The organism is Sphingomonas paucimobilis NBRC 13935 (assembly GCF_000739895.2).
GTDB lineage: Bacteria > Pseudomonadota > Alphaproteobacteria > Sphingomonadales > Sphingomonadaceae > Sphingomonas > Sphingomonas paucimobilis.
The window spans coordinates 247,468-272,145 of record NZ_BBJS01000043.1; the positions used below are offsets into that span (position 1 = coordinate 247,468).

General features: G+C 65.1%; 34 protein-coding genes and 1 riboswitch. Of the genes, 17 read left to right on the forward strand and 17 right to left on the reverse strand.

The genetic code is table 11. The features are described from left to right. Window positions 1-51: 51 nt before the first annotated feature. The 4 genes from SP6_RS14090 to SP6_RS14105 are packed head-to-tail and all read right to left on the reverse strand — an operon-like array spanning window position 52 to window position 3,169. Complete coding sequence (locus SP6_RS14090; protein WP_007406229.1) at window positions 52-822, reverse strand: anti-sigma factor family protein; 771 nt, start codon at window positions 820-822, stop codon at window positions 52-54. Continuing rightward, on the reverse strand, window positions 819-1,328 hold the full coding sequence (locus tag SP6_RS14095) for an RNA polymerase sigma factor (protein ID WP_007406239.1): 510 nt from the start codon (window positions 1,326-1,328) through the stop codon (window positions 819-821). Before SP6_RS14095 ends, SP6_RS14090 begins: the two co-directional genes overlap by 4 nt. 1 nt (window position 1,329) lies before the next feature. Continuing rightward, a complete protein-coding gene (locus SP6_RS14100; protein ID WP_007406255.1) occupies window positions 1,330-2,769 on the reverse strand; it encodes a YncE family protein in 1,440 nt (479 codons plus the stop codon). A gap of 1 nt (window position 2,770) precedes the next feature. Further along, on the reverse strand, window positions 2,771-3,169 hold the full coding sequence (locus SP6_RS14105; RefSeq protein ID WP_037569481.1) for a DUF305 domain-containing protein: 399 nt from the start codon (window positions 3,167-3,169) through the stop codon (window positions 2,771-2,773). A gap of 130 nt (window positions 3,170-3,299) precedes the next feature. Further along, window positions 3,300-3,376: riboswitch (Fluoride riboswitch) on the forward strand. Window positions 3,377-3,399: 23 nt separating this feature from the next. Between SP6_RS14105 and SP6_RS14110 the strand changes: the two genes are divergently transcribed. The 3 genes from SP6_RS14110 (at window position 3,400) to SP6_RS14120 (ending at window position 5,876) form a co-directional block, all read left to right on the forward strand. Then, complete coding sequence (locus SP6_RS14110; RefSeq protein WP_007406263.1) at window positions 3,400-4,758, forward strand: voltage-gated chloride channel family protein; 1,359 nt, start codon at window positions 3,400-3,402, stop codon at window positions 4,756-4,758. 64 nt (window positions 4,759-4,822) lie between these two features. Further along, a complete protein-coding gene (locus SP6_RS14115; RefSeq protein WP_232252452.1) occupies window positions 4,823-5,167 on the forward strand; it encodes a DUF190 domain-containing protein in 345 nt (114 codons plus the stop codon). A 142-nt stretch (window positions 5,168-5,309) separates the two neighbouring features. Next, a complete protein-coding gene (locus SP6_RS14120; RefSeq protein ID WP_007406260.1) occupies window positions 5,310-5,876 on the forward strand; it encodes a recombinase family protein in 567 nt (188 codons plus the stop codon). Window positions 5,877-6,004: 128 nt separating this feature from the next. Here the strand turns inward: SP6_RS14120 and SP6_RS14125 are convergent, their stop codons facing one another. Together SP6_RS14125 and SP6_RS14130 are read right to left on the reverse strand one after the other, a co-directional pair. Then, complete coding sequence (locus SP6_RS14125) at window positions 6,005-7,303, reverse strand: transposase (protein ID WP_232252451.1); 1,299 nt, start codon at window positions 7,301-7,303, stop codon at window positions 6,005-6,007. Between the two features lie 97 nt (window positions 7,304-7,400). Further along, the gene (locus SP6_RS14130; RefSeq protein WP_007406252.1) at window positions 7,401-7,817 is read right to left on the reverse strand and encodes a MerR family transcriptional regulator; all 417 of its coding nucleotides are present in this window, start codon (window positions 7,815-7,817) and stop codon (window positions 7,401-7,403) included. Window positions 7,818-7,880: 63 nt separating this feature from the next. Here SP6_RS14130 and SP6_RS14135 point away from each other — a divergent pair, with 63 nt between their 5' ends. Both SP6_RS14135 and SP6_RS14140 read left to right on the forward strand, forming a co-directional pair. Next, window positions 7,881-8,297, forward strand: coding sequence for a mercuric transporter MerT family protein (locus tag SP6_RS14135; RefSeq protein ID WP_004213257.1), 417 nt, complete (start codon window positions 7,881-7,883; stop codon window positions 8,295-8,297). Next, on the forward strand, window positions 8,297-8,518 hold the full coding sequence (locus tag SP6_RS14140; RefSeq protein WP_004213258.1) for a GDCCVxC domain-containing (seleno)protein: 222 nt from the start codon (window positions 8,297-8,299) through the stop codon (window positions 8,516-8,518). Before SP6_RS14135 ends, SP6_RS14140 begins: the two co-directional genes overlap by 1 nt. 16 nt (window positions 8,519-8,534) lie before the next feature. Here SP6_RS14140 and SP6_RS14145 read toward each other — a convergent pair whose 3' ends face one another. Then, the gene (locus SP6_RS14145) at window positions 8,535-9,044 is read right to left on the reverse strand and encodes a DsrE family protein (RefSeq protein ID WP_007406276.1); all 510 of its coding nucleotides are present in this window, start codon (window positions 9,042-9,044) and stop codon (window positions 8,535-8,537) included. Window positions 9,045-9,146: 102 nt separating this feature from the next. Continuing rightward, a complete protein-coding gene (locus tag SP6_RS14150) occupies window positions 9,147-10,619 on the reverse strand; it encodes a multicopper oxidase family protein (protein WP_007016074.1) in 1,473 nt (490 codons plus the stop codon). A 224-nt stretch (window positions 10,620-10,843) separates the two neighbouring features. Here SP6_RS14150 and SP6_RS14155 point away from each other — a divergent pair, with 224 nt between their 5' ends. The 7 genes from SP6_RS14155 to lgt are packed head-to-tail and all read left to right on the forward strand — an operon-like array spanning window position 10,844 to window position 14,929. Further along, complete coding sequence (locus tag SP6_RS14155; RefSeq protein ID WP_037569480.1) at window positions 10,844-11,164, forward strand: ArsR/SmtB family transcription factor; 321 nt, start codon at window positions 10,844-10,846, stop codon at window positions 11,162-11,164. Between the two features lie 2 nt (window positions 11,165-11,166). Then, the gene (locus SP6_RS14160) at window positions 11,167-11,592 is read left to right on the forward strand and encodes a YeeE/YedE family protein (RefSeq protein WP_004213265.1); all 426 of its coding nucleotides are present in this window, start codon (window positions 11,167-11,169) and stop codon (window positions 11,590-11,592) included. 3 nt (window positions 11,593-11,595) lie between these two features. Next, window positions 11,596-12,039 carry a DUF6691 family protein gene (locus SP6_RS14165; RefSeq protein ID WP_004213266.1) on the forward strand — a complete coding sequence of 148 codons (444 nt, stop codon included), beginning with the start codon at window positions 11,596-11,598 and terminating at the stop codon, window positions 12,037-12,039. Beyond that, window positions 12,036-12,815, forward strand: coding sequence for a sulfite exporter TauE/SafE family protein (locus tag SP6_RS14170; RefSeq protein WP_007406237.1), 780 nt, complete (start codon window positions 12,036-12,038; stop codon window positions 12,813-12,815). Before SP6_RS14165 ends, SP6_RS14170 begins: the two co-directional genes overlap by 4 nt. 19 nt (window positions 12,816-12,834) lie before the next feature. Continuing rightward, complete coding sequence (locus SP6_RS14175; protein ID WP_007016078.1) at window positions 12,835-13,584, forward strand: MBL fold metallo-hydrolase; 750 nt, start codon at window positions 12,835-12,837, stop codon at window positions 13,582-13,584. Window positions 13,585-13,620: 36 nt separating this feature from the next. Then, window positions 13,621-14,007: a rhodanese-like domain-containing protein gene (locus tag SP6_RS14180; protein WP_004213269.1), complete on the forward strand. Its 387-nt coding sequence runs from the start codon at window positions 13,621-13,623 to the stop codon at window positions 14,005-14,007. A 46-nt stretch (window positions 14,008-14,053) separates the two neighbouring features. Continuing rightward, window positions 14,054-14,929 (forward strand): prolipoprotein diacylglyceryl transferase, encoded by an 876-nt coding sequence (gene lgt / locus SP6_RS14185; RefSeq protein WP_007016079.1) that lies wholly within the window; start codon window positions 14,054-14,056, stop codon window positions 14,927-14,929. A gap of 3 nt (window positions 14,930-14,932) precedes the next feature. Here lgt and SP6_RS14190 read toward each other — a convergent pair whose 3' ends face one another. From SP6_RS14190 to SP6_RS14210, 5 genes are all read right to left on the reverse strand, one after another. Further along, window positions 14,933-15,499 carry a DUF6118 family protein gene (locus SP6_RS14190; protein ID WP_007016080.1) on the reverse strand — a complete coding sequence of 189 codons (567 nt, stop codon included), beginning with the start codon at window positions 15,497-15,499 and terminating at the stop codon, window positions 14,933-14,935. Between the two features lie 220 nt (window positions 15,500-15,719). Beyond that, window positions 15,720-16,673 (reverse strand): replication initiator protein A, encoded by a 954-nt coding sequence (locus SP6_RS14195; protein WP_007406232.1) that lies wholly within the window; start codon window positions 16,671-16,673, stop codon window positions 15,720-15,722. Further along, window positions 16,670-17,002, reverse strand: coding sequence for a hypothetical protein (locus SP6_RS14200; RefSeq protein WP_007406247.1), 333 nt, complete (start codon window positions 17,000-17,002; stop codon window positions 16,670-16,672). Before SP6_RS14200 ends, SP6_RS14195 begins: the two co-directional genes overlap by 4 nt. Continuing rightward, the gene (locus SP6_RS14205) at window positions 17,002-17,655 is read right to left on the reverse strand and encodes a nucleotide-binding protein (protein ID WP_037569479.1); all 654 of its coding nucleotides are present in this window, start codon (window positions 17,653-17,655) and stop codon (window positions 17,002-17,004) included. Before SP6_RS14205 ends, SP6_RS14200 begins: the two co-directional genes overlap by 1 nt. 71 nt (window positions 17,656-17,726) lie before the next feature. Continuing rightward, on the reverse strand, window positions 17,727-18,359 hold the full coding sequence (locus tag SP6_RS14210; protein WP_007406250.1) for a SprT family zinc-dependent metalloprotease: 633 nt from the start codon (window positions 18,357-18,359) through the stop codon (window positions 17,727-17,729). 376 nt (window positions 18,360-18,735) lie between these two features. Between SP6_RS14210 and SP6_RS14215 the strand changes: the two genes are divergently transcribed. Together SP6_RS14215 and SP6_RS14220 are read left to right on the forward strand one after the other, a co-directional pair. Beyond that, window positions 18,736-18,999 carry a DUF4160 domain-containing protein gene (locus SP6_RS14215; protein ID WP_233419830.1) on the forward strand — a complete coding sequence of 88 codons (264 nt, stop codon included), beginning with the start codon at window positions 18,736-18,738 and terminating at the stop codon, window positions 18,997-18,999. Next, a complete protein-coding gene (locus SP6_RS14220; protein WP_007406277.1) occupies window positions 18,986-19,399 on the forward strand; it encodes a DUF2442 domain-containing protein in 414 nt (137 codons plus the stop codon). Before SP6_RS14215 ends, SP6_RS14220 begins: the two co-directional genes overlap by 14 nt. A gap of 9 nt (window positions 19,400-19,408) precedes the next feature. On the opposite strand, the gene SP6_RS14225 is transcribed toward SP6_RS14220, so the two are convergent. Beyond that, window positions 19,409-19,726 carry a hypothetical protein gene (locus SP6_RS14225; RefSeq protein ID WP_007406286.1) on the reverse strand — a complete coding sequence of 106 codons (318 nt, stop codon included), beginning with the start codon at window positions 19,724-19,726 and terminating at the stop codon, window positions 19,409-19,411. Between the two features lie 176 nt (window positions 19,727-19,902). On the opposite strand from SP6_RS14225, the gene SP6_RS14230 reads away from it, so the two are divergent. After that, window positions 19,903-20,355 carry a hypothetical protein gene (locus SP6_RS14230; protein WP_007406231.1) on the forward strand — a complete coding sequence of 151 codons (453 nt, stop codon included), beginning with the start codon at window positions 19,903-19,905 and terminating at the stop codon, window positions 20,353-20,355. A gap of 79 nt (window positions 20,356-20,434) precedes the next feature. On the opposite strand, the gene SP6_RS14235 is transcribed toward SP6_RS14230, so the two are convergent. From SP6_RS14235 to SP6_RS14245, 3 genes are all read right to left on the reverse strand, one after another. Next, window positions 20,435-21,013, reverse strand: coding sequence for a recombinase family protein (locus tag SP6_RS14235; protein WP_007406295.1), 579 nt, complete (start codon window positions 21,011-21,013; stop codon window positions 20,435-20,437). A 134-nt stretch (window positions 21,014-21,147) separates the two neighbouring features. Further along, window positions 21,148-22,026, reverse strand: coding sequence for an AAA family ATPase (locus SP6_RS20515; protein WP_009824028.1), 879 nt, complete (start codon window positions 22,024-22,026; stop codon window positions 21,148-21,150). Continuing rightward, complete coding sequence (locus tag SP6_RS14245) at window positions 21,953-23,353, reverse strand: TnsB C-terminal domain-containing protein (RefSeq protein WP_042469296.1); 1,401 nt, start codon at window positions 23,351-23,353, stop codon at window positions 21,953-21,955. The genes SP6_RS20515 and SP6_RS14245 overlap by 74 nt, the downstream gene beginning before the upstream one ends. Before the next feature lie 191 nt (window positions 23,354-23,544). Between SP6_RS14245 and SP6_RS14250 the strand changes: the two genes are divergently transcribed. Beyond that, a complete protein-coding gene (locus tag SP6_RS14250; protein ID WP_007407197.1) occupies window positions 23,545-24,117 on the forward strand; it encodes a recombinase family protein in 573 nt (190 codons plus the stop codon). Window positions 24,118-24,406: 289 nt separating this feature from the next. Then, the coding region (locus SP6_RS21540) for an aspartyl protease family protein (RefSeq protein ID WP_369397431.1) at window positions 24,407-24,678 on the forward strand (272 nt) is incomplete at its 3' end.

Genomic DNA, 24,678 nt, shown 5'->3' on the forward strand with positions numbered 1-24,678 from the left:
TCGCGCTGGACCGCCCGGTGCCCGTCGGCGCCGGGAGGCGGCAAGGCGCTATCAGGACACAAGCGCGGCATCTGCCTGACGCCGGACTTCATCGGCGATCGGATGCAGTTCGGCCGCGGGTCGCTCGCCCACCACACTATAGCCGATCCCGTCGACCGCCCATGTGACCCGGCCCATGGTCCCGCTGGACGTGCTGGTCATGCTCGCGGTCTTGTCGATCTGCATGGGCCTCGTCAGCACCGCAAGTTTCGACGCTTGCGGTCCGTCGTAGAGGAGCAGTGCCGCAGGGCCGTGGGGCGTCGCGACCAGTCGCCCCCCGCCATAGCGATAGCCGGCCGTGCTGAGGTCCGGGATCGTGACGCGCTCACCCAATCGAGCGGAGGTCCATCGGATCAGCATGGCGCGCTGGTCGGGGCCGATCTCCGCCGGTCGTATCCGGTCGGCGGCATAGACACGGAAATTATCACTCGCCTCGTTGGCCAGCGCCGCGATGCCCGCGCGGGGTTCGCCGCTCCACCGCGCGCTCGACCAGCCACCGCCAAACCCCAACGCCAGCAGAAGTGACGCGGCGATGGCGAGCTGCCAACGCGGTTGCCGTTGCCGTCCCCTGATCGCTGCCACGCGCATCGTCGCCGGGATCGGTTCATCCGCGACGGGGGCGAACAGGGATGCAAGGGCTCGCGCCTGCTCCGCCTGCTCTCGCACACGGGCATGCACGTCCGGCTGGCCTTCAAGATAGGCGTCGACCAGGCGCTGCCGCTCGGGCGACAGCCTGCCATCGATCCATGCGGCCAGATCGTCCTCGCCGATCGGGCTGGTCATTGCACGCTCCTCAATCGCGGCCGTTCACCCTCCCGGAGGAGGGTCGCCAGACGGTCGCGCCCCCGCGATATGCGCGACATTACCGTGCCCAGCGGCACGCCGACTACGGCAGCGACCTCCGCATAGGGCAGGCCCTCGACCGAGACCAGGAGCAGCACCGTTCGCTGTTCTTCAGGCAACGCATCAAGCGCGCGCAGCAGGTCGCGGTGGTGCAGGCCTGTGTCCTGATCGGCCGGGCGGCCGAGCGCGGCGTCGTCCACGAGGTGGAGCGGAACCGCCGTACCTCGCCGGCTATGCTGCCGCTGATGATCGACCAACAAATTGTGCAGGATCGCATAGACCCACGGGCGGACCTCCGCACCCCGTCGCTGTCGCCAGCGCCCGACCGCGCGCTCCAGGCAATCCTGCACCACGTCATCCGCCATCACCCGGTCGCGCAACCACGACCGGGCATAGCGGCGCAGCCCGGGGATCAGCGGTTCGATCGCGGCGGCAAGCGGGTCCATCTCAGTCGCGCTGCACCTGCACGATGCGCCCCGGCGCGCCGTTCACCACCTCCGCAACCGCCAGAAAGCGCCGGGGTGTCGCGGTGCTGCCCTGAACGATCTGGCGGATCGGACCCGATGCGTTGACGATCGCCGCACCTGCCGGGTTGCTCATGAAGTTCGCAAGCGGCTCTACAGCGCCGCTGCCGTCCGCATTGGCGGTCAGTACGAGCATGTAAGGCTTCTTGGGCTGCAAACCGGTAACGGCACTCTGCACGACCTGAATGATGCCCTGGTCGAAGAGGGTGATGCTGCTTGCCGTACCTTTGCCGCCAATCGGCCCCATGGTCAGATGCAGCGCCTTGCCCGCTGTGCCGAGCGGCTGGAGATTGTCGGTGCCGGGGCCTGTCGGAACTGCGTTCGACACATAGGCGATCGCCTGCGGTGCCTGTCCGACCGGCACGGTAGCGACGACCGTGTTGCCGGCAGTGTCGATCGCGGCCAGCTCATCGGAATTCTCTAGCCCGACATAAACGCGCCGGCCGTCGCCCGATGGCCAAACACCGTGCGGCATCTTGCCGACCGGAATTGTTGCCACCGGCGTGAAGTCGGACGTGCGGAACACCTTGACCACATTCTCTCCGCCGACCGTCACATACGCGAACTGCCCCTTGGCCGTGCGGGCGAAATTGACATGGTTCGTGATAGGCCCGGTATCCAGCACCTTCAGGATCGCGAAGGGTGGCCGAGCATCGAATGCGACCGTCTTGCCGATGTCCTTCAGCGTAAACCACACTTGCTTGCCGTCCGGCGTCGCGGCGATGTTGGGGCAGAAGGGGCTTGGCTGCGCCACCTGTCCGACCTGCGCGTGGGTCGCGACATCGAACACAGCCAATACCGGATTGAACGAAGAGCAGACATAGCCGTACCGGCCATCGGGAGAGAAGATCGTCATGCCCGGACCACCGGGCGTCTTGATGCGCCCCGTCTCCTTGTACGTCGTGGGGTCGAGCACGGCGATATAATCCTCGCCGCGGACCGTGACCCACACCTCCTTGCCGTCCGGCGTGAAGAACGCCTCGTGCGGACTGCGCCCGACATAGGTCGTGTGCTTGACGGTGTTGGTGGCGGTGTCGATCCACGACACGGCGTTCGATCCGATCGACACGACCGCCAAGGTCTTCCCGTCCGGCGAGAAGCCCAGGCCGTGAACCAGCACCTGTCCCTTGTAGAGCGGGGAGAAGTTCATCGGCTGGGGATCGCCGAGTTTGATGACGCCGAGCAGCCGGTTGTCGGCCGGGTCGGTCACCGACACCGTGTTGGAGAATTGTTCAGACGCATAGACGCGGTCGCGGTGGCTGACGGGCATGTCCTTAGCGTTCCACGGCGCCTGCTGGGCCATGGCGAGGCCCGGTGCGGCGCTCATCAGCAAGGCGGCCGAGCGCAGGATGGTCCGGATCATGTCAGTGCTCCATAGGGCTATGGTGGTCGCCGCCCTGCGTCGGGGCTGGCGTCGAAGGCGGTAGCGGCTGGCCGATCGCCAGCTTCATGGCGGCGATCTCCTGCTGCTGATCGATGATGATTTCCTGCGCGATGCGCTTGAGCTGCTCGTTATGGCCGTAGCGCAGCTCCGCCACCGCCATATCGATGGCACCCTGATGATGCGGAAGCATCATCGCCACGAAGTCGCGGTCGACGTCACCGGACGGCTTGACCATCATGCCCGCCATCATCCGGTCCATCGCGACAGACATCATGGTAGCGTAGCCATCGGCGGGGGCGGCCGCGACTGCGCCGGTAAGTAGGGCCGAAGCCGTCAGACCCAGCATCCAATCTCGTCTACGCATAAGCCTCCAGCGCATCGGTCTCGAAAGCGTAGACGATGCTCGTCGGGGTTTATTCCGTGGCCAAAGCCATTTTATCGGTCCTCACCAAAACGATAGTCTCATCCTTCTGCGGTTGGTTGACCGGGTCGCGGTCGGACAGCATATGCGCAGGCACGGCGATGGATTTCCGCCGGGCCATTCGGTCGAACCGCCCTCGCAAGGGCCGATGATTCCTACCAGGCGCCGCAAGGCAGCAAGGAGGAATCGTGCGCGCGACATTTCGCAATCTCTATGACCAGTTCAACATGGCAGCGTTCATTCGCGATCGCCGCACCCATGCCACGTCGGTACTGCGGTGGGCTTTGATCCTGGTCCCGATGGCCGCAGCGGTGGGAACGCTCTGCGCGGCCTTCCTGCGGAGCCTCGACGCCGTAACCCGGCTTCGCTTCGCCTTTCCCTGGCTGCTCTACCTGCTGCCGATCGGCGGGTTCGTGGTCGGACTGCTCTACCATCTGACAGGGCGCTCGGTCGAAGGCGGCAACAACCTCATCGTCGAGCAAATCCACGAACCGGGGGGCGGCGTGCCGCTGCGCATGGCTCCGCTCATCTTCTTCGGCACGGTCGTGACACATCTGTTCGGGGGATCGGCGGGACGTGAAGGCACCGCCGTGCAGTTGGGCGGCAGTCTTGCCAGCGGGTTTGGACGCGCGCTCAGATTGGATGCGGAAGCGACACGCACCCTCCTTATGACCGGGATCGCGGCTGGGTTCGGCGCGGTCTTCGGGACGCCGATTGCGGGCGCGGTCTTTGCACTGGAGGTGCTGGCGATCGGTCGGGTCGAGTATCGCGCGCTGGTGCCATGCCTGGTCGCGGCGCTGGTCGGTGACTGGACCTGTCTTGCCTGGGGCATTCATCACGGCGTCTACCATGTCGATGCGCTGGTGCCGGTCGACGCGCTGCTCGTCGCCAAGGCCGGTGTCGCCGGCATTGCCTTCGGTCTGACCGGGCTGACCTTTGCCGAGGCCAATCACGCGCTGGGCGGATGGTTGAAGCGCGTGATCCCCTATGGCCCACTACGACCCGTTATCGGCGGGCTGGCCGTGATTGCGCTGGTCTGGCTGCTCGGAACCCGCGACTATCTTGGCCTGGGTACGCTCGCCGCGACACCGGACAGCCTGACCATCGCCAGCTTCTTTGGTCCCGATACGCACTCGTGGAGCTGGGCGCTGAAGCTGCTCTTTACCGTCGTGACCCTGAGCGCGGGCTTCAAGGGGGGCGAGGTCACGCCACTGTTCTTTATCGGCGCGGCGCTCGGCAATGCGCTCGCGCCGATGTTCGGAGTACCGTCGGGGCTATTCGCAGCGATCGGCTTCGTCGCGCTGTTCGCGGGCGCGGCCAACACACCGCTGGCTTGCACGTTCATGGGGATCGAGTTGTTCGGCGCGGCCTATACGGTGCCGATCGCAGTCGCGTGCTTCGTCGCCTACCTCTGCTCAGGCCACAACGGCATCTACCTGTCGCAGCGCGTCGCTGTGCCAAAGGTACCTGCCGCACACCTCACACCCGACGCGACCCTGCGCGATGCCCGCACGCACCGCGCTTCTCGCCGGCGCACGCGCGCCTGATCCTGTTTCCTGTCGAAAGCCCGTCATGCCCAATCGTTTCACCGTCCATCACCGCGAAGTCGGGATGCTGCGCATCTATCTGAAACCGTCCGACAAGATCGGCCCGCGTCGCTTCTGGGGGGCAAAGCCGCTCTATCGCGAGCTGATTCGCACCGCGAAGGCGGACGGCATCATCAACGCCGTCGCGCAAAATACCCATTACGGCTTCAGCAATCACGAACCGATCCGGGAGAACGGCTCGGAAATTGCCGATCCGCATCTGACGATCTGTGTCGAACTGGTCGGCGATCGCGATCAGCTCGACCTCTTCTGTCGCCGGCATGGAGATCTGATCGGCGACAAGGTGATCGTCTACAAACGACTGGAGCATTGGACTATCACGCGCAAAACTGAGCTAACCAGAGCCTGATCGGCGTTCCCGTAAAGGAACCTCCAACGGGACGACCGTGACCGACACAAAAATCCGCTGTATGCCCGCCGGGGCTTTCCCAAAATATGTTCCCGAAATATGAGTCCCGAAATTCGCTGTTTGAGATGGGATAACGGGACTCATGCTGGTTGGTTATGCGCGTGTCTCGACCTCCGACCAGGACCTGACGCTACAAACCGATGCGCTGACCAAGGCTGGCTGTGAAAAGCTGTTCACCGACAAGGTGAGCGGCGCGAAGCTGAACCGTCCCGGTCTGACCGAAGCTCTCAATTTCGTGCGGGCCGGTGACACGCTGGTGATATGGAAGCTCGATCGCCTTGGCCGATCGATCGGAGGCCTGATCGAACTGGCGGCGGACTTGTCCGCTCGGAAGATTGATTTCCGGTCCCTGACGGACGGGTTCGACACGGCAACCCCATCGGGCCGTCTGCTGTTCCATATCCTCGCTTCTGTCGCGGAGATGGAGCGCGAACTGATAAAGGAACGGACGATTGCCGGTTTGGCAGCGGCACGGGCCAAGGGCGACACGGGCGGAGGCCGCAAGTCGGTCATGACGCCTGACATGCTCGATACCGCCCGCAAGCTGCTCAAGGCTGGCGACAAACCGGCGAAGGTCGCGAAGCTGCTCCAGGTCGGCCGTTCTACCTTCTATCGCCACTTCCCTGCGGCCGAGCGCGAACCCGGCTAACCGGCGTCAGAAGATCGTCGCGTAGTAGGATTGCTCGAACCGGCCACGGCTGATCCGGGCCATGCGCTCGATGCGTTCCGGCACCGGGGGCGGGCGACGGTTCCGGGCCGGTCTTGCGTCGGTGCGGGCTAACAGCACGAGATTGGCAATGGCCGCGCCCAACAGAAACTCTTCTTCGGCACCGGCAGTCCGCGAAGGTGCAGGCGGGTCAGCCCTCGCTTGCCTTTGGCATCGGCGAACACCCGCTCGACACCCCGGCGCAGCCGCATCGACCGCTTGAATAGCGGCGTCTGCATCTCGCCGCGCACCATCTCACGCACGTCCTCATATTCGCTGTGCGTGACCGACCTGTTGCTGCCTGCGGTGCATTTCCGTTTGAGGTGACAGGCGCGGCAATCGGCAGGACTGGCGCTGTATCGGAGAAAGCCCGCCCGACGATCGGCACCGCGAAAGGGCAGTATCTTCCCAGCGGGGCAGACATAGCGGTCCTGCTCCCGCTCATAGCGGAAGGCTTCGCGGGGGAATTTGCCCTTGGTCTGTTCGGATCGTTCCAGCACCGGGATATGCGGGATGGTGCCGCGATCGGTGACGAACGCCAGGAACGCAGCGCTGCCATAGGCGGTGTCGGCCGCGACACGCTTTGGCCGATAGCCGAACCGATTGTCGGCCCGTGCCAGCATGGTCCGCCCCGCATCGACTTCCGCGGCGAAGCGGGCGGGACTGGCCTCCACGTCGATCGCCACCCCTCCCGGCGTGTCAATCAGGACATTGAAGGCATAGCCGAACCGGCCCCGCGCCGTGCGCGCCGACCATGCCGACGCCGGATCGGTGCGTGACACCTCGGCCGGTTTGCCACGCGGTACGCCATGTTCCTGCGGTGGAGCATTGGCCTGATCCGCCAGCCATTCACAAACCGGGCGGGGAAGCCGGGGCGCGGCCATGTCGGCGTCCCGCATCTTGCGCTGCCAGCTTGCATCGGCCGCGACGAACGATGCATCGATTGCGGCATCCTTGTGGGCGATCAGCCCCGCATCGGCGCAGCGCCGCACCGTCTGCTCGAACAGGATGCGGAAGATGCTAGCATCGCGGAAGCGGCCATGCCGGTTCTTGCTAAACGTCGAGTGGTGCGGCACCGGCGCGTTGAGCGGCAATCGGCAGAACCAGCGATAGGCGAGGTTGAAGCGGACTTCCTCACACAGACGGCGCTCCGACGTGATGCCATAGAGGCGAGCGATCAGCGCCATGCGGACCAGCAATTCAGGCGCGATCGAGGGACGCCCACGGCAACTGTAGTGCGGCGCGAGCGCATCGCGCAGTTCACCCAGGTCGATCAGCCCGTCTATCCTGTGCAGGATATGATCGGCGGGGATCATCGCTCCCAGCGCCCGCCAGCTTGCGCCCTTGCCGCCTCGCTGTTGCTCACCCATCATGGCCGCTGCTCCCGATGTGTCGAAGCAGGGAACCCGTTAGGAACGCGATCGGATCACCCGGCCTTTTTTCAACAGCCCCGACCGGTTTTGACACCTAAGTGGTTGTATATTGGTCAAGCAATTCGATCACGGCACAACTCGCCGCCCCGTCGCCCTCGCAACGGTCGATCGTCGTGGCAAGCAGGCTTTCGAGTTGCGCTAGGTCTGCCATTTTCGCGCGAACCCGCTCCAGGTGGTGGGTCGCGATCTCGCGGACCTCACTGCACGACGCCTGCGCGGGACCGCCAAGTGACAGGATCGCGCGCACCTCGGCCGGGGTGAAGCCGAGTTCACGCGCGCCACGGATGAATCCAAGGACGCGGACGTGGCCGGCCCCATATACTCGCCGGCCCCCGCTCGTGCGGGGTGGGGTCGCCACAATGCCGACGCGCTCGAAATAGCGGATCGTCTCGATGTTCACGCCGGTTCGGCGCGACAACTCGCCGATAGCTAGGCCTTTCTCATCCCTCATAATTCGCTTGCTCCTGTAGCCGCTACAGGAGGCATTAGGGGGTTATTCCGCCGGAGACGACTGATGAATAAAAGGATTTTGCCGCACGAAACCCTGGCCGCTTCCGCATCGCCACGCCGCGCCGACGCGGGGCTATCCGCCCTGGGTGCGCTGGCGAGCTTCGGCGCGGTCCTAGCCGCCGCATCCTGCTGCGTCTTGCCGCTCGCGCTGGCGGCGCTGGGCGTGGGGGCGGGCCTGTCGAGCACCTTCGCCGCGCTGATGCCTCTGCGCTGGGCCCTGACGGCGCTTTCCCTCGTCGGCCTGGCTGCCGGGTGGTGGGCGTATGTGCGGCGTCGGAGGACCTGCGCTGCGGATCGGTCCTGCACCGTGACCCTACCGTCCCGCGCAACTCCGATCATGCTCACGATCGGCACGACCCTGACGCTGACCGCGCTGATATGGGATCGCATTGAAGCGCCGCTTATAAAGGCGCTTTCCTGATGCAGCTCACCTCCACGCTGACCTGTCCCGAGTGCGGCGGTGTCGCGACCGAGACGATGCCCACCAACGCCTGCCAGTTCTTCTATGATTGCCGACATTGCGCGGCGGTGCTGCGGCCCCTGGCCGGCGACTGCTGCGTGTTCTGCTCGTTCGGCGATGTCCCATGCCCTCCGATTCAGGAGGCGAAGGCGAACGGGACCGTGGCGGGCTGCTGCGGGTGAGGGGGTATCGCACCTTTCAATCCGGGATGAGCGCGTAACCCCGGATTTGTAGATTCGCCAAGGTTGTAAGCGCCGAATCATCGATCTCAACGCCCGAAGCCACTTGGTTCGGCATGATCTCATTTCCGACCATGGCCTGACTGCAAACGCGGATTGAAACACCGGCTTTCTGGAGAGCGGCAATCAGCGCAGCGTTCGGGTTGGCCGCTACCTTCATACGCGCCGCATATGGCGCGTTCTGCAGGACGAGCGGGGTCGCGGGACCATGAATGATGACGGCGATGTCACCAGCCGGATGGACCTTGTCCGCGCCTAGCAGGTTCACGAAGCGCGCGACCTTCTCAAGGCTGGGATTCACTTTGTCGGGAGAGCTTGCGGCCTTGGTGACATTGAACAAGACGCGGTAGCGAAGCTTGGGATCGGGCCGCTCGGCAGCACTGGGCACGGCCACGATCCCGCCAAATCCCGGTATTACGGGATAAACCAGATTATCCTGTGCAGCTAGCGAGGTGCCGCCGGTCAGCATCGTTGCCGCGAGCAGAAATGTGGCGAAAGCTCTTTTTGGCAACCTTGCTCTCCTGTTGGACGGTAGGCGCTGCATAAACTCTCCAGAAGTGGGAGCCTACGCCTACGCAACACTGAACTGGCCCATCATTCCATTATCCTCATGTTCAAGGATATGGCAGTGATACATGAAGGGAGCGCTCTTGGCCGGCTGATCAAATCGGATGAGAAGCTCCACCGGTTCCTTGACGAGGACCGTGTCGCGCGGCCCCTGGTCGAGAACATCGGGCTGCCCGCCACCGCGGGTGAGAACATCAAAGTGGACGCCGTGAATATGGATCGGGTGGCGCATCATTTCGCCAGACACCTCCCATATTTCGGTGGAGCCTAGCTTCACCGTCTCATCGATGCGATTCATGTCGAATGGCTTGCCATTGATCGTAAGGCCGCCACCGCCGCTTCCTGAGCCCATCATGCCGCCCATGCCCATGTTGAGGCTCAGACGGCGACGGCGCACCGCCTTGCTGGCGTCGGGCCCAGTTCGTGATGCCAGAAGGGTCGGCACGACGCCGCTGGCACGAGCCTGTCCCAACGGCCGTGGTTCAAACCGCAGCACGGTCGCTGGTGCCGCGGCATCGGTCCTTCGGGCGCCACGCCCCATCATACCCATGCCGCCCATCATCGAGCTGTTGGTATCAGCCGCCGTCACCAGCGAGGCGGACCTACCGTCCGTGAAGTCCACGAGAAGCTCGGCACGTTGGCCCGGCGCCAAGGTTATGGCTTCCAATGCCACTGCGTGTTCGAGCAGCCCCCCTTCGGTTCCGATCCAGTGAAAGCTCCGCCGATCGGAAAACGACAGCTCATAAATCCGCGCGTTCGATGCGTTGACGAGCCGCAGGCGAACCAACCGATTTGGCACCGCCGCCAGCGGATTCACCGCGCCGTTCACAAGGATCGTGTCGCCGCGCCGGCCCTGCATGGCGACCATCATGCCGCCTGGCATGACAAGGCGACCATTTTCGAACTGGCGATCCTGGATGAGCAGGGGCAGATCGTCCACGCCATATTCTGACGGGAGCCCCAGGCCCTGCTCTTCGTCGTCGGTTACCAGCAACGCCCCAGCCAGGCCCGAATAGACTTGCTCGGCCGTCAACCCATGGACGTGTGAGTGATAAAGGAGGGTCGCTGCGGGCTGCCGGATCGGGAGCGTGGGCCGCCAGGTCGCGCCCGGCGCGATGATCTGATGGGGGCCGCCATCCAGCTCTCCGGGGATCAGAAGCCCGTGCCAATGCACAGTCGTGTCCGCGTTGAGCCCGTTGGTCACGACAGCCGCCACGTCGTCGCCACGGCGCACCCTGATCGTCGGTCCGAGATAGCTGCCATTATACCCGAGCGTGTCACTCGGCCGGCCTGGATAAAATGAAGTCGTTCCGGACTGGACCCGTAGCGCGAATGAGCGGCCAGGCCGTGCGTCCAACAGCGGCGGCATCGGAAGCGGGTTTGCACCTCCCCCGCCGAGGCCCGGCGTGGAGCGCGAGCAAGCGGTGGTTGCGAACAATGCCGCTCCGCCAGCCAACAGCGAACGTCGATCGAGCATCTAAATCTGTCCCAGCGTGCAGCGCAGCTCGGAAGCGATACGGACAGCCTGGTCGATCAGCATGGGGTTACCTCGCACTCCGGCGCTTCGAAGGAGCCTCGATGGCTTGGCGAAATAGTAGCTCACGGGGGGAACCTCCTAGCTGGCGCTTGATCGAACACCACTCCATCATATATGCTACATATAAGATGTTTGGAGCAACTGTGCCACCTTCCCTCGTTAAAATGTCTCCGGAGCTTCTGGAGGAAAAGGCCGGCGAAGCGGAAGCGTTCCTCCGTTCGCTTGCGAGCCGGCACCGTCTGATGATCCTGTGCAGCCTGCTCGGCGGGGAGTTGTCGGTAACCGATCTGGGCGAACGCCTCGGACTGACACAGTCGAATTTGTCCCGCCATCTGGCCACGCTGCGCGACGAAGGCCTGGTCGGAACACGGCGGGAGAAAACGACGATATTCTACCGCATCACGTTCGAGCGCGTGCTGCCGATCCTGACGGAACTCTACGCACTCTTTTGCGCCGGTGACGAAGCTGAGAGCAGAGAATCCTGACGATGGAGGGTTTCACCCCATTCTCGGCCATCGTGGGCGGCGCGCTAATCGGCCTCTCGGCTTCCTTCCTGTGGATCGCCAATGGGCGCATCGCTGGAATCAGCGGCATCGTCGGCGGGGTGCTTGCGCCTGTCCGCGGCGAGATGGCCTGGCGCGCAACATTCCTGGTCGGCCTGCTCGCCGCGCCCTTGCTCTACCGGGCGGCGGGCGGCCTGCTACCGGACCTCACGTCGCCGGCCCCAGTCGCCGTCGTGATCGCAGCCGGCCTTCTGGTGGGATTTGGGACTCGGCTCGGGAGTGGTTGCACCAGCGGGCATGGCGTCTGCGGAATAGCGAGGCTCTCGCCCCGCTCGCTCGCCGCGACAGGCGTCTTCCTCATCACAGCGGCCGCGACTGTGTACGTCGCCCGACACGTCATCGGACTCTGAGCAATGAGGAAGCTGCTCATCGCGCTCGCCTCGGGGCTCATTTTCGGCTTCGGCCTGATCGTCTCCGCCATGATAGCCCCCAGCAAGGTTCTGGCGTTTCTTGATGTCGCCGCGCCGTCGTGGGACCCGAGCCTTGCCTTGGTGCTGGCCTCGGCCGTCATGGTTTCAGCGTTGGGATTTGCACTCGGCCGAAGGCGCGATGCTCCGCTTTTCGCACCGGCGTTCAATGGGCCATCGTCCCGGTCCCTGGACAAGAAGCTTCTCTCGGGCGCGGCTTTGTTCGGCGTCGGATGGGGCCTCGTCGGCTACTGCCCTGGTCCGGCCCTGGTCGCCCTGAGCCTCGGAGCGCCGGCGGCGCTGGTGTTCGTCGTGGCGATGCTGGCGGGCATGGGCGTCTTCGCCCTTCAGGAACGTTATCGCGCAGCCAGGCCCGGGGCAAACCCATGACGCCGGTCGACATCCTCACGCTCATATCCGGTGTCGTCGTCGGCTTTACCCTCGGGGTGATCGGCGGCGGCGGCTCGATCCTTGCCCTGCCGTTGCTGCTGTATGTCGTGGGCATGAAGGACCCGCACGTCGCGATCGGCACGAGCGCGCTGGCGGTGGCCGCCAATGCCTTCGCCAACCTGATCCAGCACGCCCGGGCCGGAACCGTGAAGTGGCCCTGCGCCCTCGTCTTCGGGGCATCGGGCGTCATAGGCGCCCTGATCGGCTCCACCCTGGGCAAGATGGTGGCGGGTCAGCATCTCCTGGTGCTGTTCGCAGGCGTGATGATCGTGGTGGGGGTTTCCATGCTGCGCGGCAAATCCGGCGGCGGCGACCCGGGCGTGCGGATCACGCGCCCCATCGCTGTGCGGCTCGTGGCGATCGGCCTTCTCGCCGGCCTCCTGTCAGGGTTCTTCGGCATCGGCGGCGGCTTCCTGATTGTGCCCGGCATCATGCTCGGCATCGGCATGCCCATCCTCAACGCGGTCGGATCGTCGCTGTTTTCGGTGGGAACGTTCGGATCGGCGACAGCCCTCAACTATGCCCTGTCAGGACTCGTGGATTGGCGCGTGGCCGGCTTCTTCATCGCTGGCGGGGTCGCTGGCGGCGTCGCCGGCATGCAAACCGCCATCCGGCTCGCCGATCATAAGGGCTTGCTCACCCGCATCTTCGCTTTCGTCCTGCTGGCCGTGGCCGCCTACATGCTGTTCCGCAGCCTAGGCGGGATCGGCGGCTAGACACCATTGGAGACCGATCATGATCTTTCGTCAGTTGTTCGAGCCGGAGTCCTCGACCTACACCTACCTCCTCGGTTGCCCGGAGACGCGCAAAGCCGTCCTGATCGATCCTGTCCTCGAAACGATCGAACGCGACCTTGCCGCGCTTCAGGAACTGGATCTCGAACTGGCTTATACGTTGGAGACGCATGTGCATGCGGACCACGTCACATCGGCCTGCTATCTGCGCAGCCTTACCGGCTCCAAGATCGCGTACCCCGCCATGGACGGCCTTCCCTGTGCTGACGTGGGGGTCGCCGAGGACCAGCCTTTGACTGTCGGCGCGCTCAAGCTTCAGCCGCTGTTTACGCCGGGGCACACCGACGCCCACCATACCTACCTGGTTGAGCAGCCCGATGGTCTTCGCGCCTTCACCGGCGACGCCCTGCTAATCGACGGCTGTGGCCGCACCGACTTCCAAAACGGTGACGCCGCCACCCTTTATCACTCCGTCACGCAGAAGATTTTCACGCTGCCGGGCGATGGTCTGATCTACCCGGCTCACGACTACAATCATCGCCACATCACGACAGTGGCGCAGGAGCGTGAACGGAACCCGCGCCTTGCGGGCAAGACCGTTCAGGAATTCGTCGCGATCATGGCCGCTCTCGATCTTCCCTACCCAAAGAAGATCGACGTTGCCGTTCCGGCAAACAAGCTTTGCGGTGATTGCCCGACAGATTTGCCGGAAATGCTGCGCCAGATAGGCGGCAAGTCCGAGCAGGGCTGAGCCATCCGATACAGGTTCATTTACAGGAGAAAGTCGATGCCAACACGCACCTCGAAACAACTGGTTTCCGAAGCGAATGCGATTGTCGAAACTATCGCGCCTGACGATGCAGCCAAACTTGTCGGCAATCCCAAGGTCCAGTTCGTTGACATCCGCGAGCCAGGGGAAGTCGCAAAATCGGGGCTGGTGGCTGGTGCGGTGCATGTCCCGCGTGGCCTTCTGGAATTCCAGGTCGATCCTGAAAGCCCCACCCACAATGCCAAACTCGCCAGTGGATCGCGGTTGGTGCTCTATTGTGGGTCCGGCGCCCGCTCGGCGCTGGCCGCAAAATCACTCAAGGAGATGGGCGTGGAGAATGTCGCCCACGTCCCCGGCGGGTTTGCGGCGCTCAAGGATGCCGGCGCTTCAATCGCACCGGAATAACCCATGGCGCGCTCGAGCGCCGCTTCTCGCAGGCAGGATACAATCCTTGGATAGCCATATCGCATTCGCCAGCCTCGGATTGAGCCCGATAGCCATCTCCATAGGCCCGCTCGACATCCGCTGGTACTCGCTGGCCTATATCGCCGGCATCATTGCCGGGTGGTGGTATCTGCTGCGGCTGCTGGCCCAACCAGCGGCCCCGATGAACCGCGCACAAGCCGACGATCTCGTGTTCTACGCGACGTTGGGCGTTATCCTCGGTGGCCGTCTCGGCTATGTGATCTTTTACGGTCCTGAGATGATCTTCGACCCCCTGCAAATCCTCAAGCTGTGGGACGGCGGCATGTCGTTCCACGGGGGTGCAGCTGGCGTCTCGCTCGCGCTGATCCTGTTCGCGCGACGACACGGCCTCGAATGGCTGCGGGTCCATGATTATGTCGCCTGCACCGTGCCGATCGGCCTGTTCTTCGGCCGCCTCGCTAATTTCGTGAATGGTGAGCTTTGGGGAAAGCCCACCGATGTGCCTTGGGCGATTGTGTTCCCCGGAAGTCGCGATGGCCTCGCGCGTCACCCGAGCCAGCTCTACGAAGCCGGGCTGGAAGGACTGGTCTTGTTTGCCGTGCTCGCGTGCCTTTTCTGGTTTACCAACGCCCGACGTCGCCCTGGCATGCTCGTCGGCGTGTTCCTTCTTGGCTATGGGCTCGCTCGCTTCATTGTCGAATTCTTCCGGGAGCCGGATGCCCAGCTTGTCGGCTTCACAGCCAGAACAGGGCTTCATATGGGTCAGTGGCTCACCGTGCCGATGATTGCCGCAGGTATCTATTTGATAGTCGCAGCTTGGCGCGCCGGCTCGCGCAACCAGCAGGGCAAATCAGTAAAAAGTGAGCCAGCAATCATGCCAAAATCGAGTTGCAGTGAATAGGAACTAGCGGTCGCTATCCTGCTGCTCCTCAAGGCTAGCACCAACTTTGATTGTGCATCGCACCGTCTCGCGCGTTCGGGCTGCGGCCTTGCTGCACCCTTCGATCGTTTCGCGATTGGCCAACACCATCCTGTCGGCCGCTATGATCGCGCGGAACGCGGTGGGCGAGGCGGCCTGCATCATCCGCTGCCCGCCTTCCCACATTGACAGGTCGAGCGCTCGCGCCGCCATCTTTTCCGGCCATTGCCAGCTCGCCGGCACGGCACGCGCGACGACGCCGGCGAACGCCGCCCAAAGCACCATGCCGAGCACCACTCCGCCGATCGCCGTCCACATCAACCAGCGGTTCTGCTCGTAGCCCCGCCGCGCCGATGCGGTGACGCCCTGAAGCGCCCGAGTTGCATCCTTCAGCTCTGCGGCTGCGGTCGCGATCGTCCGCCGGTCCTCGGCGCGGGCGTCACCGCCTGCCGCTACGATCCGGTCAACAACGTGACGCGGCGTTGCTCCGTCCCTGGCTGCCGTCACCAGCGCGTCGGCGCGCTGCAAGGTGGCGTCGATCTTCTGCACCATGCCCGCCAGCGTCTCGCTGATAGTGCGGTGGGTGATCCCCCGAAGCGATGGTGGGTGATCCCCCGAGTCCGCCGATCCTGAAAAGCGGCTTTCCGGGCCGGTTATCCACAAGCTGGCGGGCGGTTCGGCCCCGATCGCGTCGCGCCGCGGCCGGTCGGTCGACTCGGGCCGGTGGGTGAAACCCCGATAGGGAGGGCTGCGGTGGGTGAAACCCCGATAGTCAGCGCCGCCCGGCAAGCCGATCCATGCGGGCGTCCACCTCCTCGGTGCGCCGGCGATCGGCGTCGAAGCGGGCGCGCCGCTCCTCCTCGGCCCGCATCCGCTCGGCAAGCGCCAGCGCCTCGGCCTCGCCGCGCCGTCTGAACAAGACGGCCGCGCTTTTGTCGGCCGTCTCGGTCGTCTCCATCGTATAGTCGGGGAGCTGGTCGGCCTCGATCACCCGCCGGAGCATCCGATTGAACTCCTTGGGCTGGGCGTCGCTGCCGGTCTTGTCGCGTAGCAGCTCCACCCGGCACACCCACCCACCCTGCTGCGAGCCGACATGCTTGCGCGCGATGCGATACAGCGCCCGCTCTAACCCCCCGGACAGCAGGAAGTAATCGGGGTGCATGGTGAGCAACGACTTCTCGTTGACGATCCCCTCGTAAACCCAATCCGAGAGGGTCAGCGTCATGCCGCGCGGCTGTTCGGTCTCGGCGTCGGTGTCGAAGGTCCAGCTATCGAGCCAGTTGAACCCGGCCTTCTGCCGGCGCGCCGATGCGCGGATCGAGGTCGTGATGGAAGTCGTCTGGAGCCGGAGCAATGCCGCCTGCAGCTCCTGATAGTCCCTGCCCCCGGTGCTGCGCTTGATCGCCCGCAACAGGTCGTAGGGCGTCGTGGTCAGCGTGCGCGGCAGGTCGTTCAAGCCCTGCTGCTTCATGCGGTTGAGGGTGGACGCCGCCCATATCAGGATATCGGCGTCCCATATTGTCGCCATGCCGTAGTCGGGGATGGCCTGCACCCGCACCCATGCCTCGCCGTCCGGGCTGCGATACTCGATCGGCTTCAACCGCTTGCGCTTCTGGAGCGAGAAGAACGGCCGCTCCATGACCTCGCGCTGGTCGCGGAGCGGAAGGTCGCCCAGCGCCGGAATGAACAGGTCGAACTCGGGGTTGGGATCGCGCCGCTTGCTCACGGCGCGAACTTGGTGTGGCCCCGCTTGACCAGATACTGGCGGAGCAGGCGTTCAGTGATGACGGTAAGCGGCTCCCCGCCCTCCTCGACGCTAAGCTGGCGAAGCGCACGGTGCATGTCTTCAGGGATATGGATCAGCACCGGCTTCTTGCCCGGATGGCTGCTGCGCCGCGCCGGTGTCGCCGGAGCGGGCGTGTCGGCCGATCGCCGCGATCGGCGCGGCGCTGCCGCCCGCTGCGGCTCGGGGGCCGCGTCGGAAGCGGAAGCCGGTACCATCTCCTCGGGTTCGTCGTCGAAGATGCCGGCGAGCGCGGAAGGCTTCTTCGCCATTATGCAGCCTCGCTTACTGGCTTAGTCGTAAAGCCGCTTAGTCGCTTAGCCTCGGCATAAGCGGCGCGCAGCTCGGCGGCGGCCTTGCTGTCCGGCTCGGTCTCGGCCGCGGTGCGCCCGAGCGGGGTGGCCTTGTAGAAGTCCTTGCGGAAGTGAAGGCGGCTGTCGAACATCGTCACGCCCTTGGCCGCGAACCCGGCATGGGCCTCTTGCCCCTCCCCGCCCTGGTGCGGAACCTGGGTCAGAATGACGGCGAAGGGGGTGCCGGCCTGCTGCACCTGCTTGACGGTCTGCAACACCGAATGAACGTCCAGCCCGCGGGGTGCCACGGGGATGATGACGAAATCCGCCTGCTCGGCCGCGAGCATGGCGATATCCTTGGAGTTCGCTGGCGTGTCGATGATGATGAGGTCGATCTTGCCGCTGCCGCGCCCGCGCGAGACGTGAAGCGGCAGGCCGGCGACGCTGCTGTCCTTCACCGTCACGTCGTCATCGTCGCGGCGTTCCGACCAATAGAGCGCCGAACCTTGCCGATCGTCGGCGTCGAGGATCACGACGGATGCCCCTTCCCGCGCCGCCTCGACGGCGAACCCGGTCGAAAGGGTGGTTTTGGATTGCCCACCCTTCTGCGCGATCACGGCCCATACCTGCATCGCTGTTCTCCCACTAAGCGGCTAAGCGACTTATGCCGCTTAACCGCTTAGTCGTAAAGGGTCTTAGTCGCTTAGCTGTCATCCGTTTCTTCGTCGGGGTCGATCGGATCGTGCTGCATCGGTCCATGTCCAGCGATCGGGCATAAGGGCGCGCCCGCCGTCTCCAGCCATTTGCGCGCGGTCCTGACCGTATAGCCGCACGCCGCGCACTCGCATTTGAGCATCCGCGTCGCCTGCTTCTTGGGTGCCGTCGTCTCGCCGCCGGTGTCGAGCCGGGCATGGGGGAGGGGGCCTGCGGCGGCAAGGATCGGCGTGATGGTGGCAAGGAAGGCGTCGCCCGGCGTGGTGGCGCGCATCGGCGGGACCAAGCCAAGCCCGACCGCGACCCGTTTAAACGCCTTCCCATGTCCGGCCGCGATCCCGACCGCCGCGTGGACCAGCTCGTGCGCGAGGACCGCGGCAATCTGCGCCGGCATCGCGTCGGGGGCGTGCGCCAGGTCAGGCCGGATGAATATCTCGAAATGCCCATCGCCGCTGCGCCGGTTATCCCAGCACTCGCCGATCGCGCGGCCTTTCGCACCCCGGCTGGTGAAGCCGATCGCGACGCGCACGCGGGAGGGCAGGGGGGTGTCCAGCGCGGCGAATAGCGGGGCCATGCCGATCGCCACCCGGTTCAACCAGCTCTCGCGATTGTCCTGCTCCATAATCTTCTCCCTTCAAAATCGCCCTCGGGGCGATGGCCTTCCGCCATCGGCCCTGCCTCGTGGCGAACAGCGGGGGGTGAGGGGCAGCGGGAATCTGCCGGGGTGGTGCGGGCGCAGTGAGCGAAGCGAGGGAGCCACGGCCCGGCTGATTGCCGTTGCTGGGAGAGGGGGGCAGCGCCCCACTTTCCCGCTCGATCGAACACACGTCGCCGGCGACGCCGGCGTCCCTCAAGCGGGCCTGCCCGCCCGCGCGAGCGATCGTCACCCGCATGGGGCGAGACGCTGACAAGCGGCTCGATCGGAGCGCGAGCGGAGATAGAGCGCGGTCCCGCACGGGACGCGCCCGCCACGCAACTATTCCCTACCGCTTGGGTTTATGCTACACCGGCCTATGCCCGTCGTGTTCCGTATTGGTGGCCTGCGGGTCGTGATCTGGCCCAACGATCACCGCCCGGCGCACGTTCATGTGAAGGGCGCGGACGGGGAAGCGGTGTTCAACCTGAACTGCCCCGCCGGACCGCCCGAGCTGCGCGATAGCTACGGTTTCAAGCTGTCGGACGTGAACCGGATCGAGGCGGCGCTGGCGGAGGTGGTGCCGATGCTGTGCGAGGAATGGAGGACGATACATGGCGATTACTGAGCAGGAGCTGGCGCAAGCCGAAGCGCGCATGGCGGAAACCCGCGCCGCGGGCCATGCCGTGTCCGCCCGCTATGATCGCCGGCGTTCGCGCGTGGTGGTGGCGCTGAACACCGGGGTCGAGCTGACTTTCCCGACGCAGCTCGCCGAAGGTCTGGCCGATGCCTCGCCCGACAACCTCGCCGACATTGAAATCAGCCCGGCCGGGCTGGGGCTGCACTGGCCCAAGCTCGACGCGGACCTTTACGTTCCGGCGCTGCTCCAGGGCGTGTTCGGATCGAAGAAGTGGATGGTCCGCCAGCTCGGGGCGGAAGGTGGACGGGCGCGCACGGCCGTCAAGATCGCCGCCTCGCGCGCGAACGGCCGCAAGGGCGGTCGTCCCCGCAAGGTCGCACTGGCCTAATCGAGCGGGTCAGGCGGACTCGAACAAAGGCAGCGGCTCGATCGCGCGCGCCGGCACGGGCTGATAGACGCCGATCGTCACCCACTCCGGCCGCCAATCGACCGTCACCGTGTCGCCGGCGATGCGCGTGATCCCCGCGCCCTCGATTTCGACTTGGTAATGGAAGTGGTCGCCTTCGGGGTCGTATTCGCCGGCGATCAGCGTCCCGTCGCTGATCGCGAGATGAAAGCGGTCCTCGTCGCCGTCGAAGGGGACGCGCAATTCCATTTCGACGCCGCCGGTGATGCCCAGGCGCTCGGGGGAAAGCGGGGTGATGGTGATGCTCATGCGATTCTCCGTCCTGCCTGATAGTAAGAACACAACGAGAACAGACATCAAGCTAAGCTGGCTTCATCGGCGGTAACTTATTCGCATAGTCGCTTAATCGCTTAGTTATGATGATATTGCTGAATCGGAGGCGTTTTCCGCTTTCGTTCCTACCAATCCTGACTCATAGAATCGTCATGCCGATCGCGCGCGAACATCGCTGGCTCTACCCGATCGACTGGTGCGAGCTGTCCGCCTTCATCCGCTTCGGCCGCGCCAAGGGGCGCTGCGAGCATTGCCGTCGCCCGCACGGTCGCGACGTGCTGCACCTCGGCGATGGGGTCTGGTGGGACGAGGACGCGGCCCGCTGGCGCGACGGGCGGGGCAGGGGGGTTCGCCACCTACCGACACCCGATGCCCTGGCACTCGTGCAACCGGGCCTCGCCGGCATCGCCCCGCCCGCCTCGATGAAGATCACGCGCGTCGTCCTCGCCAGCGCGCACCTGAACCACGATCCCGGCGACAACCGGCCGCGCAACCTGGCGGCACTCTGCCAGCGGTGCCACATGCGGCACGATGCCGACGAACATCGCCGGCGCCGCTGGCTCAATGCCTTTCGGGTGCGCGCGATCGGCGACCTGTTCGCCTGATCGCCCGCCGAGCCGAAGGCCGGCCCGGGTTGGGTGGGTGGGACAAAGACGTGGCCGTCCCAATCGGGGCGGCCTCCTTCTAGGCCGGCTGACTCAACGAGCTGCGCCCGCCCGGTATGTGCCGATAGAGCGTCGAGGTGGTGGTGCCGAGCTGCTGCGCGACCTCATCCACCGTAATCATCGGGTCGGCGAGCATCGCCTTCGCGCGCCTCACCTGGGCCTCGCTCAACGCCTTCGGTCGGCCGCCACGGCGATTAGCGGCGCGCGCGCTCGCCAGCCCGGCATGGGTGCGCTCCAACATCAACTCGCGCTCGAACTCGGCAACCGCTGCAAAGACGTGAAACACGAGCCTACCGCCCGGACTGGTGGTGTCGATCGCCTGGGTCAGCACCCTGAGGCCGATCTGGCTTTTCGCCAGATCTTCGGCCGTCTCCACGAGCTGCCGGACGGAACGTGCGAGGCGGTCGAGTTTCCAGACCACGAGCGTGTCGCCGTCGCGAAGATAATCGAGCGCGGCTTTCAGCTCGGGACGATCGCGCGCGGCCCCGGATGCTCTTTCGGTAAACACCCGCTCGCATCCGGCCGCATGGAGCGCGACGCTCTGCGCGGCGGGGTTCTGGTCGCGGGTCGATACCCGCGCATAGCCGACTAGCATCATTCCTCCCAAAACTCGTCCGGCCTCGGCCAATATCGGGAAGTAATTACAAGACAGCGTTTTGGGAAGCGGAAGCCCGCGGGACACCGTTCTGTAAACGCTCGCGCTAAATGGCGGCGTTCTGATCGCGCTATTTGTCAGTTGCCGGGTCCGATGACGAGGCAATCGCGCGCGGCCTGAACGATGTCAGCGGTGACCTCCTCGACGCGGTTGAGGGTCATGATCCGCCGCATCTGCGCGAACAGGCGCTCCATGAGCCGGAAGTTGCCGCGCGTGATGCGGATCACGGCTGCCTGCGCTTCGATCGCGTCGAGTTGGGCCGGGTCGAAGCTGATCCCGAAATCGCCGGCGTGGGTCGCGAGCAGCAGCCGCATTTCGGTCTCGGTAAGCGGTTTGAACTCGTGGACGAAGCCGATCCGCGAGTAGAGCTGGGCATAGCGGGCGAGGCGCTTCTCCAAGCCCGGCATACCCATCAGGATCAGCCCGAAGCCGTGGCGATCGGCCATGTCGCGGAGATGTTCGAGCGACTTTATGGTCAGGCGGTCGGCCTCGTCGACGATGACGAGGGGGCAGGCGATGCGGGCGGCGTCATGGGTGATTTCGTCCTGCGAGCCGCCCGCGACCGTCAGCCGGGCATAGCCCAGCTTAATGAGGTTGAGGCCCAACACCGCGTCGATCGTCTTGGGCGTGTTGCTGACCGACACGGTGTAGAAGACGGCGCGGCAGCGAGCGACCTTTTCGCCAAGGAGCGCGGCAATGGGACGGAGCGCGGCATATTCCCCCAGGTCGGGGAAGCTGGAAAACTCGCGCGCCGATCGCGTCTTTCCGACGCCCGGCCGGCCATGACACACGCCGATATAGCGGTAGTGCGCGCAGGCTTCGGCAAACTCGACGAACCGGGCATGTTCGCGGGTCGCCAGGAACGGCTGCTCGACCAGGAACTCAATCGTCAGCGGCGTAGAGCCGGAGCCCTCGGTAGGTGGTGGGCCGGGAAGCCGTATCCTCTTGGTCGCCATCGAAGGTCTCCGTGGGGGCAGGCACCTGCTTGTCGCGCTCCTTCGCGCCGCGCCGGGCGCGCTGGATCGCGCGCAACGACGGGTGCCCAGCGTGCGCGGAGCTGAGCGCACGGCAGACGAACCGGCCCTGGTGGTAGACGTGGATCTCGGTCAGGTCGCGGGGGTCATAGACCGCCTCGACCTGCTCGCCGACGAAGGCCGCGAGCGTGGGTTCGACATAGCGCCTGCCCATCAGACGGATGCCGTCGCGCAGCACTTTACGGGGCTTGGGCACGTGCACGAGCAGCATGTCGAGCTGTTCAAGGCTGTCGGGCATTGCGGGCAGGAACCCGCCCTTCTGCCAGCGCGTGATCGGCGGTTCGCCGGTGCTGCCATGCGGGCGACGATGATAGACGCCGCACACGAACGCCTCGAAGCGGGCGCGCAGCTCGTCGAGCGTGAGCACTGGCGCCGACAGCGGCTTGCCCGCGATCAGGTGGCCGGGCAGGTCGGGCAGGAACATGTCGTTGATGGTGCGGAACAGCCGCTCGATCTTGCCGCGCCCGCGAGGACGCCCCGGCAGCGAATGGATGAGGCGGATTTTGAGGGCGATGCACGCCTGCTCGATATGCTCGGAGATGAAATCCGAGCCGTTGTCGACGTAAAGCTGTTCGGGAATGCCGCTGACGATCCATTCGGGATTGGGCTTGCGCCAGATCGCCTGCCGCAAGGCGAGCGCCGTGTTGAGGGCACTGGGGGCATCAAGGCTGAGGAAGTAACCGGCGATGGCTCGGCTGTGATCGTCAACGATGACGGTCAGCCAAGAACGCACCGGGGTTCCGGCATCATCGAGCACGAGAATGTCGAGAACGGTATGATCGGCCTGCCACATCTCGTTCGAGGTCGCGGCTTCGCGCCGATGCACTAGCTCGTGCTGGTCGCGGTAGACGGCCGGATCGGAGGCTGCGGCGATCTGGCTTGCCGGTATCGCCCTGACGACACGCGCGACGGCCGCATAGCTGGGGGTTCGGTGTCCATGCGCGATGGCGAGTTCCTGCACCTTTCGGTGAATGGCGGCGACCGGGGGCCGCGGGCGCTTGGTGGCGAGAGTGCGGGTCAGTTCGACCAGATGTTCCGGCAGGTGCAGCCTGCCCCGATCGTTGCGCGGCAGACGCGCGAGACCGGCAAGTCCTTCGGCACGGTAGCGCCCGAGCCAGCGCTGCAACGTCCGCTCGCTCAGCGTGCCGGTGCGGGCGAGGTCCGCGAGCGGGATGCCATCGGCGAGGTGCGGTTCAAGGACGCGGTAGCGCTCGATCGCCAGCGGCGGGACAAGCGCCGGATGCGTCACCGCCGACGGTCCGTGTCGCAGGTAAGGAAAACGGAGATTTGCCTGCCCATCGCCATGCGAGTCCGCTCGCGTTGCCAAACCGGCCTGTTCGACGTAAATCTACCCGGTAAAGAAAACTAGGGCAACATAGACCTGCCGATGACGACTTTCTTCCCAAACCGCGCCCGATCGGGGCGCCACCGGCCCTACGCATGAAAATCGGTTACGCCCGCGTATCGACCGCCGAGCAGAACCTGGACCTCCAGCGTGATGCGCTGAAGGCTGCCGGCTGCGAGAAGGTCATCACCGACAAGGCCTCCGGGGCGACTGCCGCTCGCCCTGGATTGGAAAAGGTGAAGGAGCTGCTTCGCGCCGGCGACACACTGGTGGTCTGGCGCCTCGACAGGCTCGGCCGCTCGCTCCGTGATCTGATCGGATGGATGACCTACCTCGACGAGGAAAAGGTCGGGCTGCTGAGCCTGCACGAGGCGATCGACACGACCACCACGTCGGGCAAGCTTACCTTCCACCTGTTCGGGGCATTGGCGGAGTTCGAGCGCAACCTGATCCGCGAGCGGACCCAGGCCGGTCTCACCGCAGCCCGCGCTCGCGGCAAGAAGGGTGGCCGGCCGGCCGCACTCGGCAAGGACAAGCGCGACCTGGCCGTCAGGCTCTACCACGAGAACACGATGCCGATCGCCAAGATTTGCTCGATGCTCGGCATCTCCAAGCCAACACTCTACGCCTATGTGCGATCGGCCGAGACCAAGCCGGTAGCCGCGTAGCGACGCTCGCCGACAAATAGCGCGATCAGAATGCCGCCACTTAGCGCGAGCGTTTACACCGTTCGCGGTCCCGATCGGCCCAGCGTCCCCCGGAACCGTTCGTTATCGGGAAGGCATCTAAGCGGTCTGCACCATCCTTCATCTAAAGTTCTCCAAGCGCTTCTGAGGATTTTCGGGCGCACCAAAAGCACTTGCTCCTCCAGTGGCTGGAGCATGTAACCGCAATTTGCTCTCCTGCGGACGGGGGGCTGGAGGTGGCTTTTTGACGGCCCGTGTTGAAGCAATCGGTATGTCTCGACGCTCATTAGTGGCGCGGCTGGTGGCCTGTGGAACCGGCTTGGTGCTCGGTTCTCCAACGCTCGCGCGACAGACTTCCCGGTCTGCGGGCTCGTGGAACTTCGGTGCGGCTCACCTCGAATGGGAGCCGCTGGAAGTCGGCACGGGTGATACCCTCCTTGTTTCGGCACAAGTGCGCGGAGTGCCGGTGCGGGCGGTGCTCGACAGTGGCAGCGGCGCGTCGATCATGAGCACGGCGCTCGCGGCGAAGCTCGGCTTGAACGA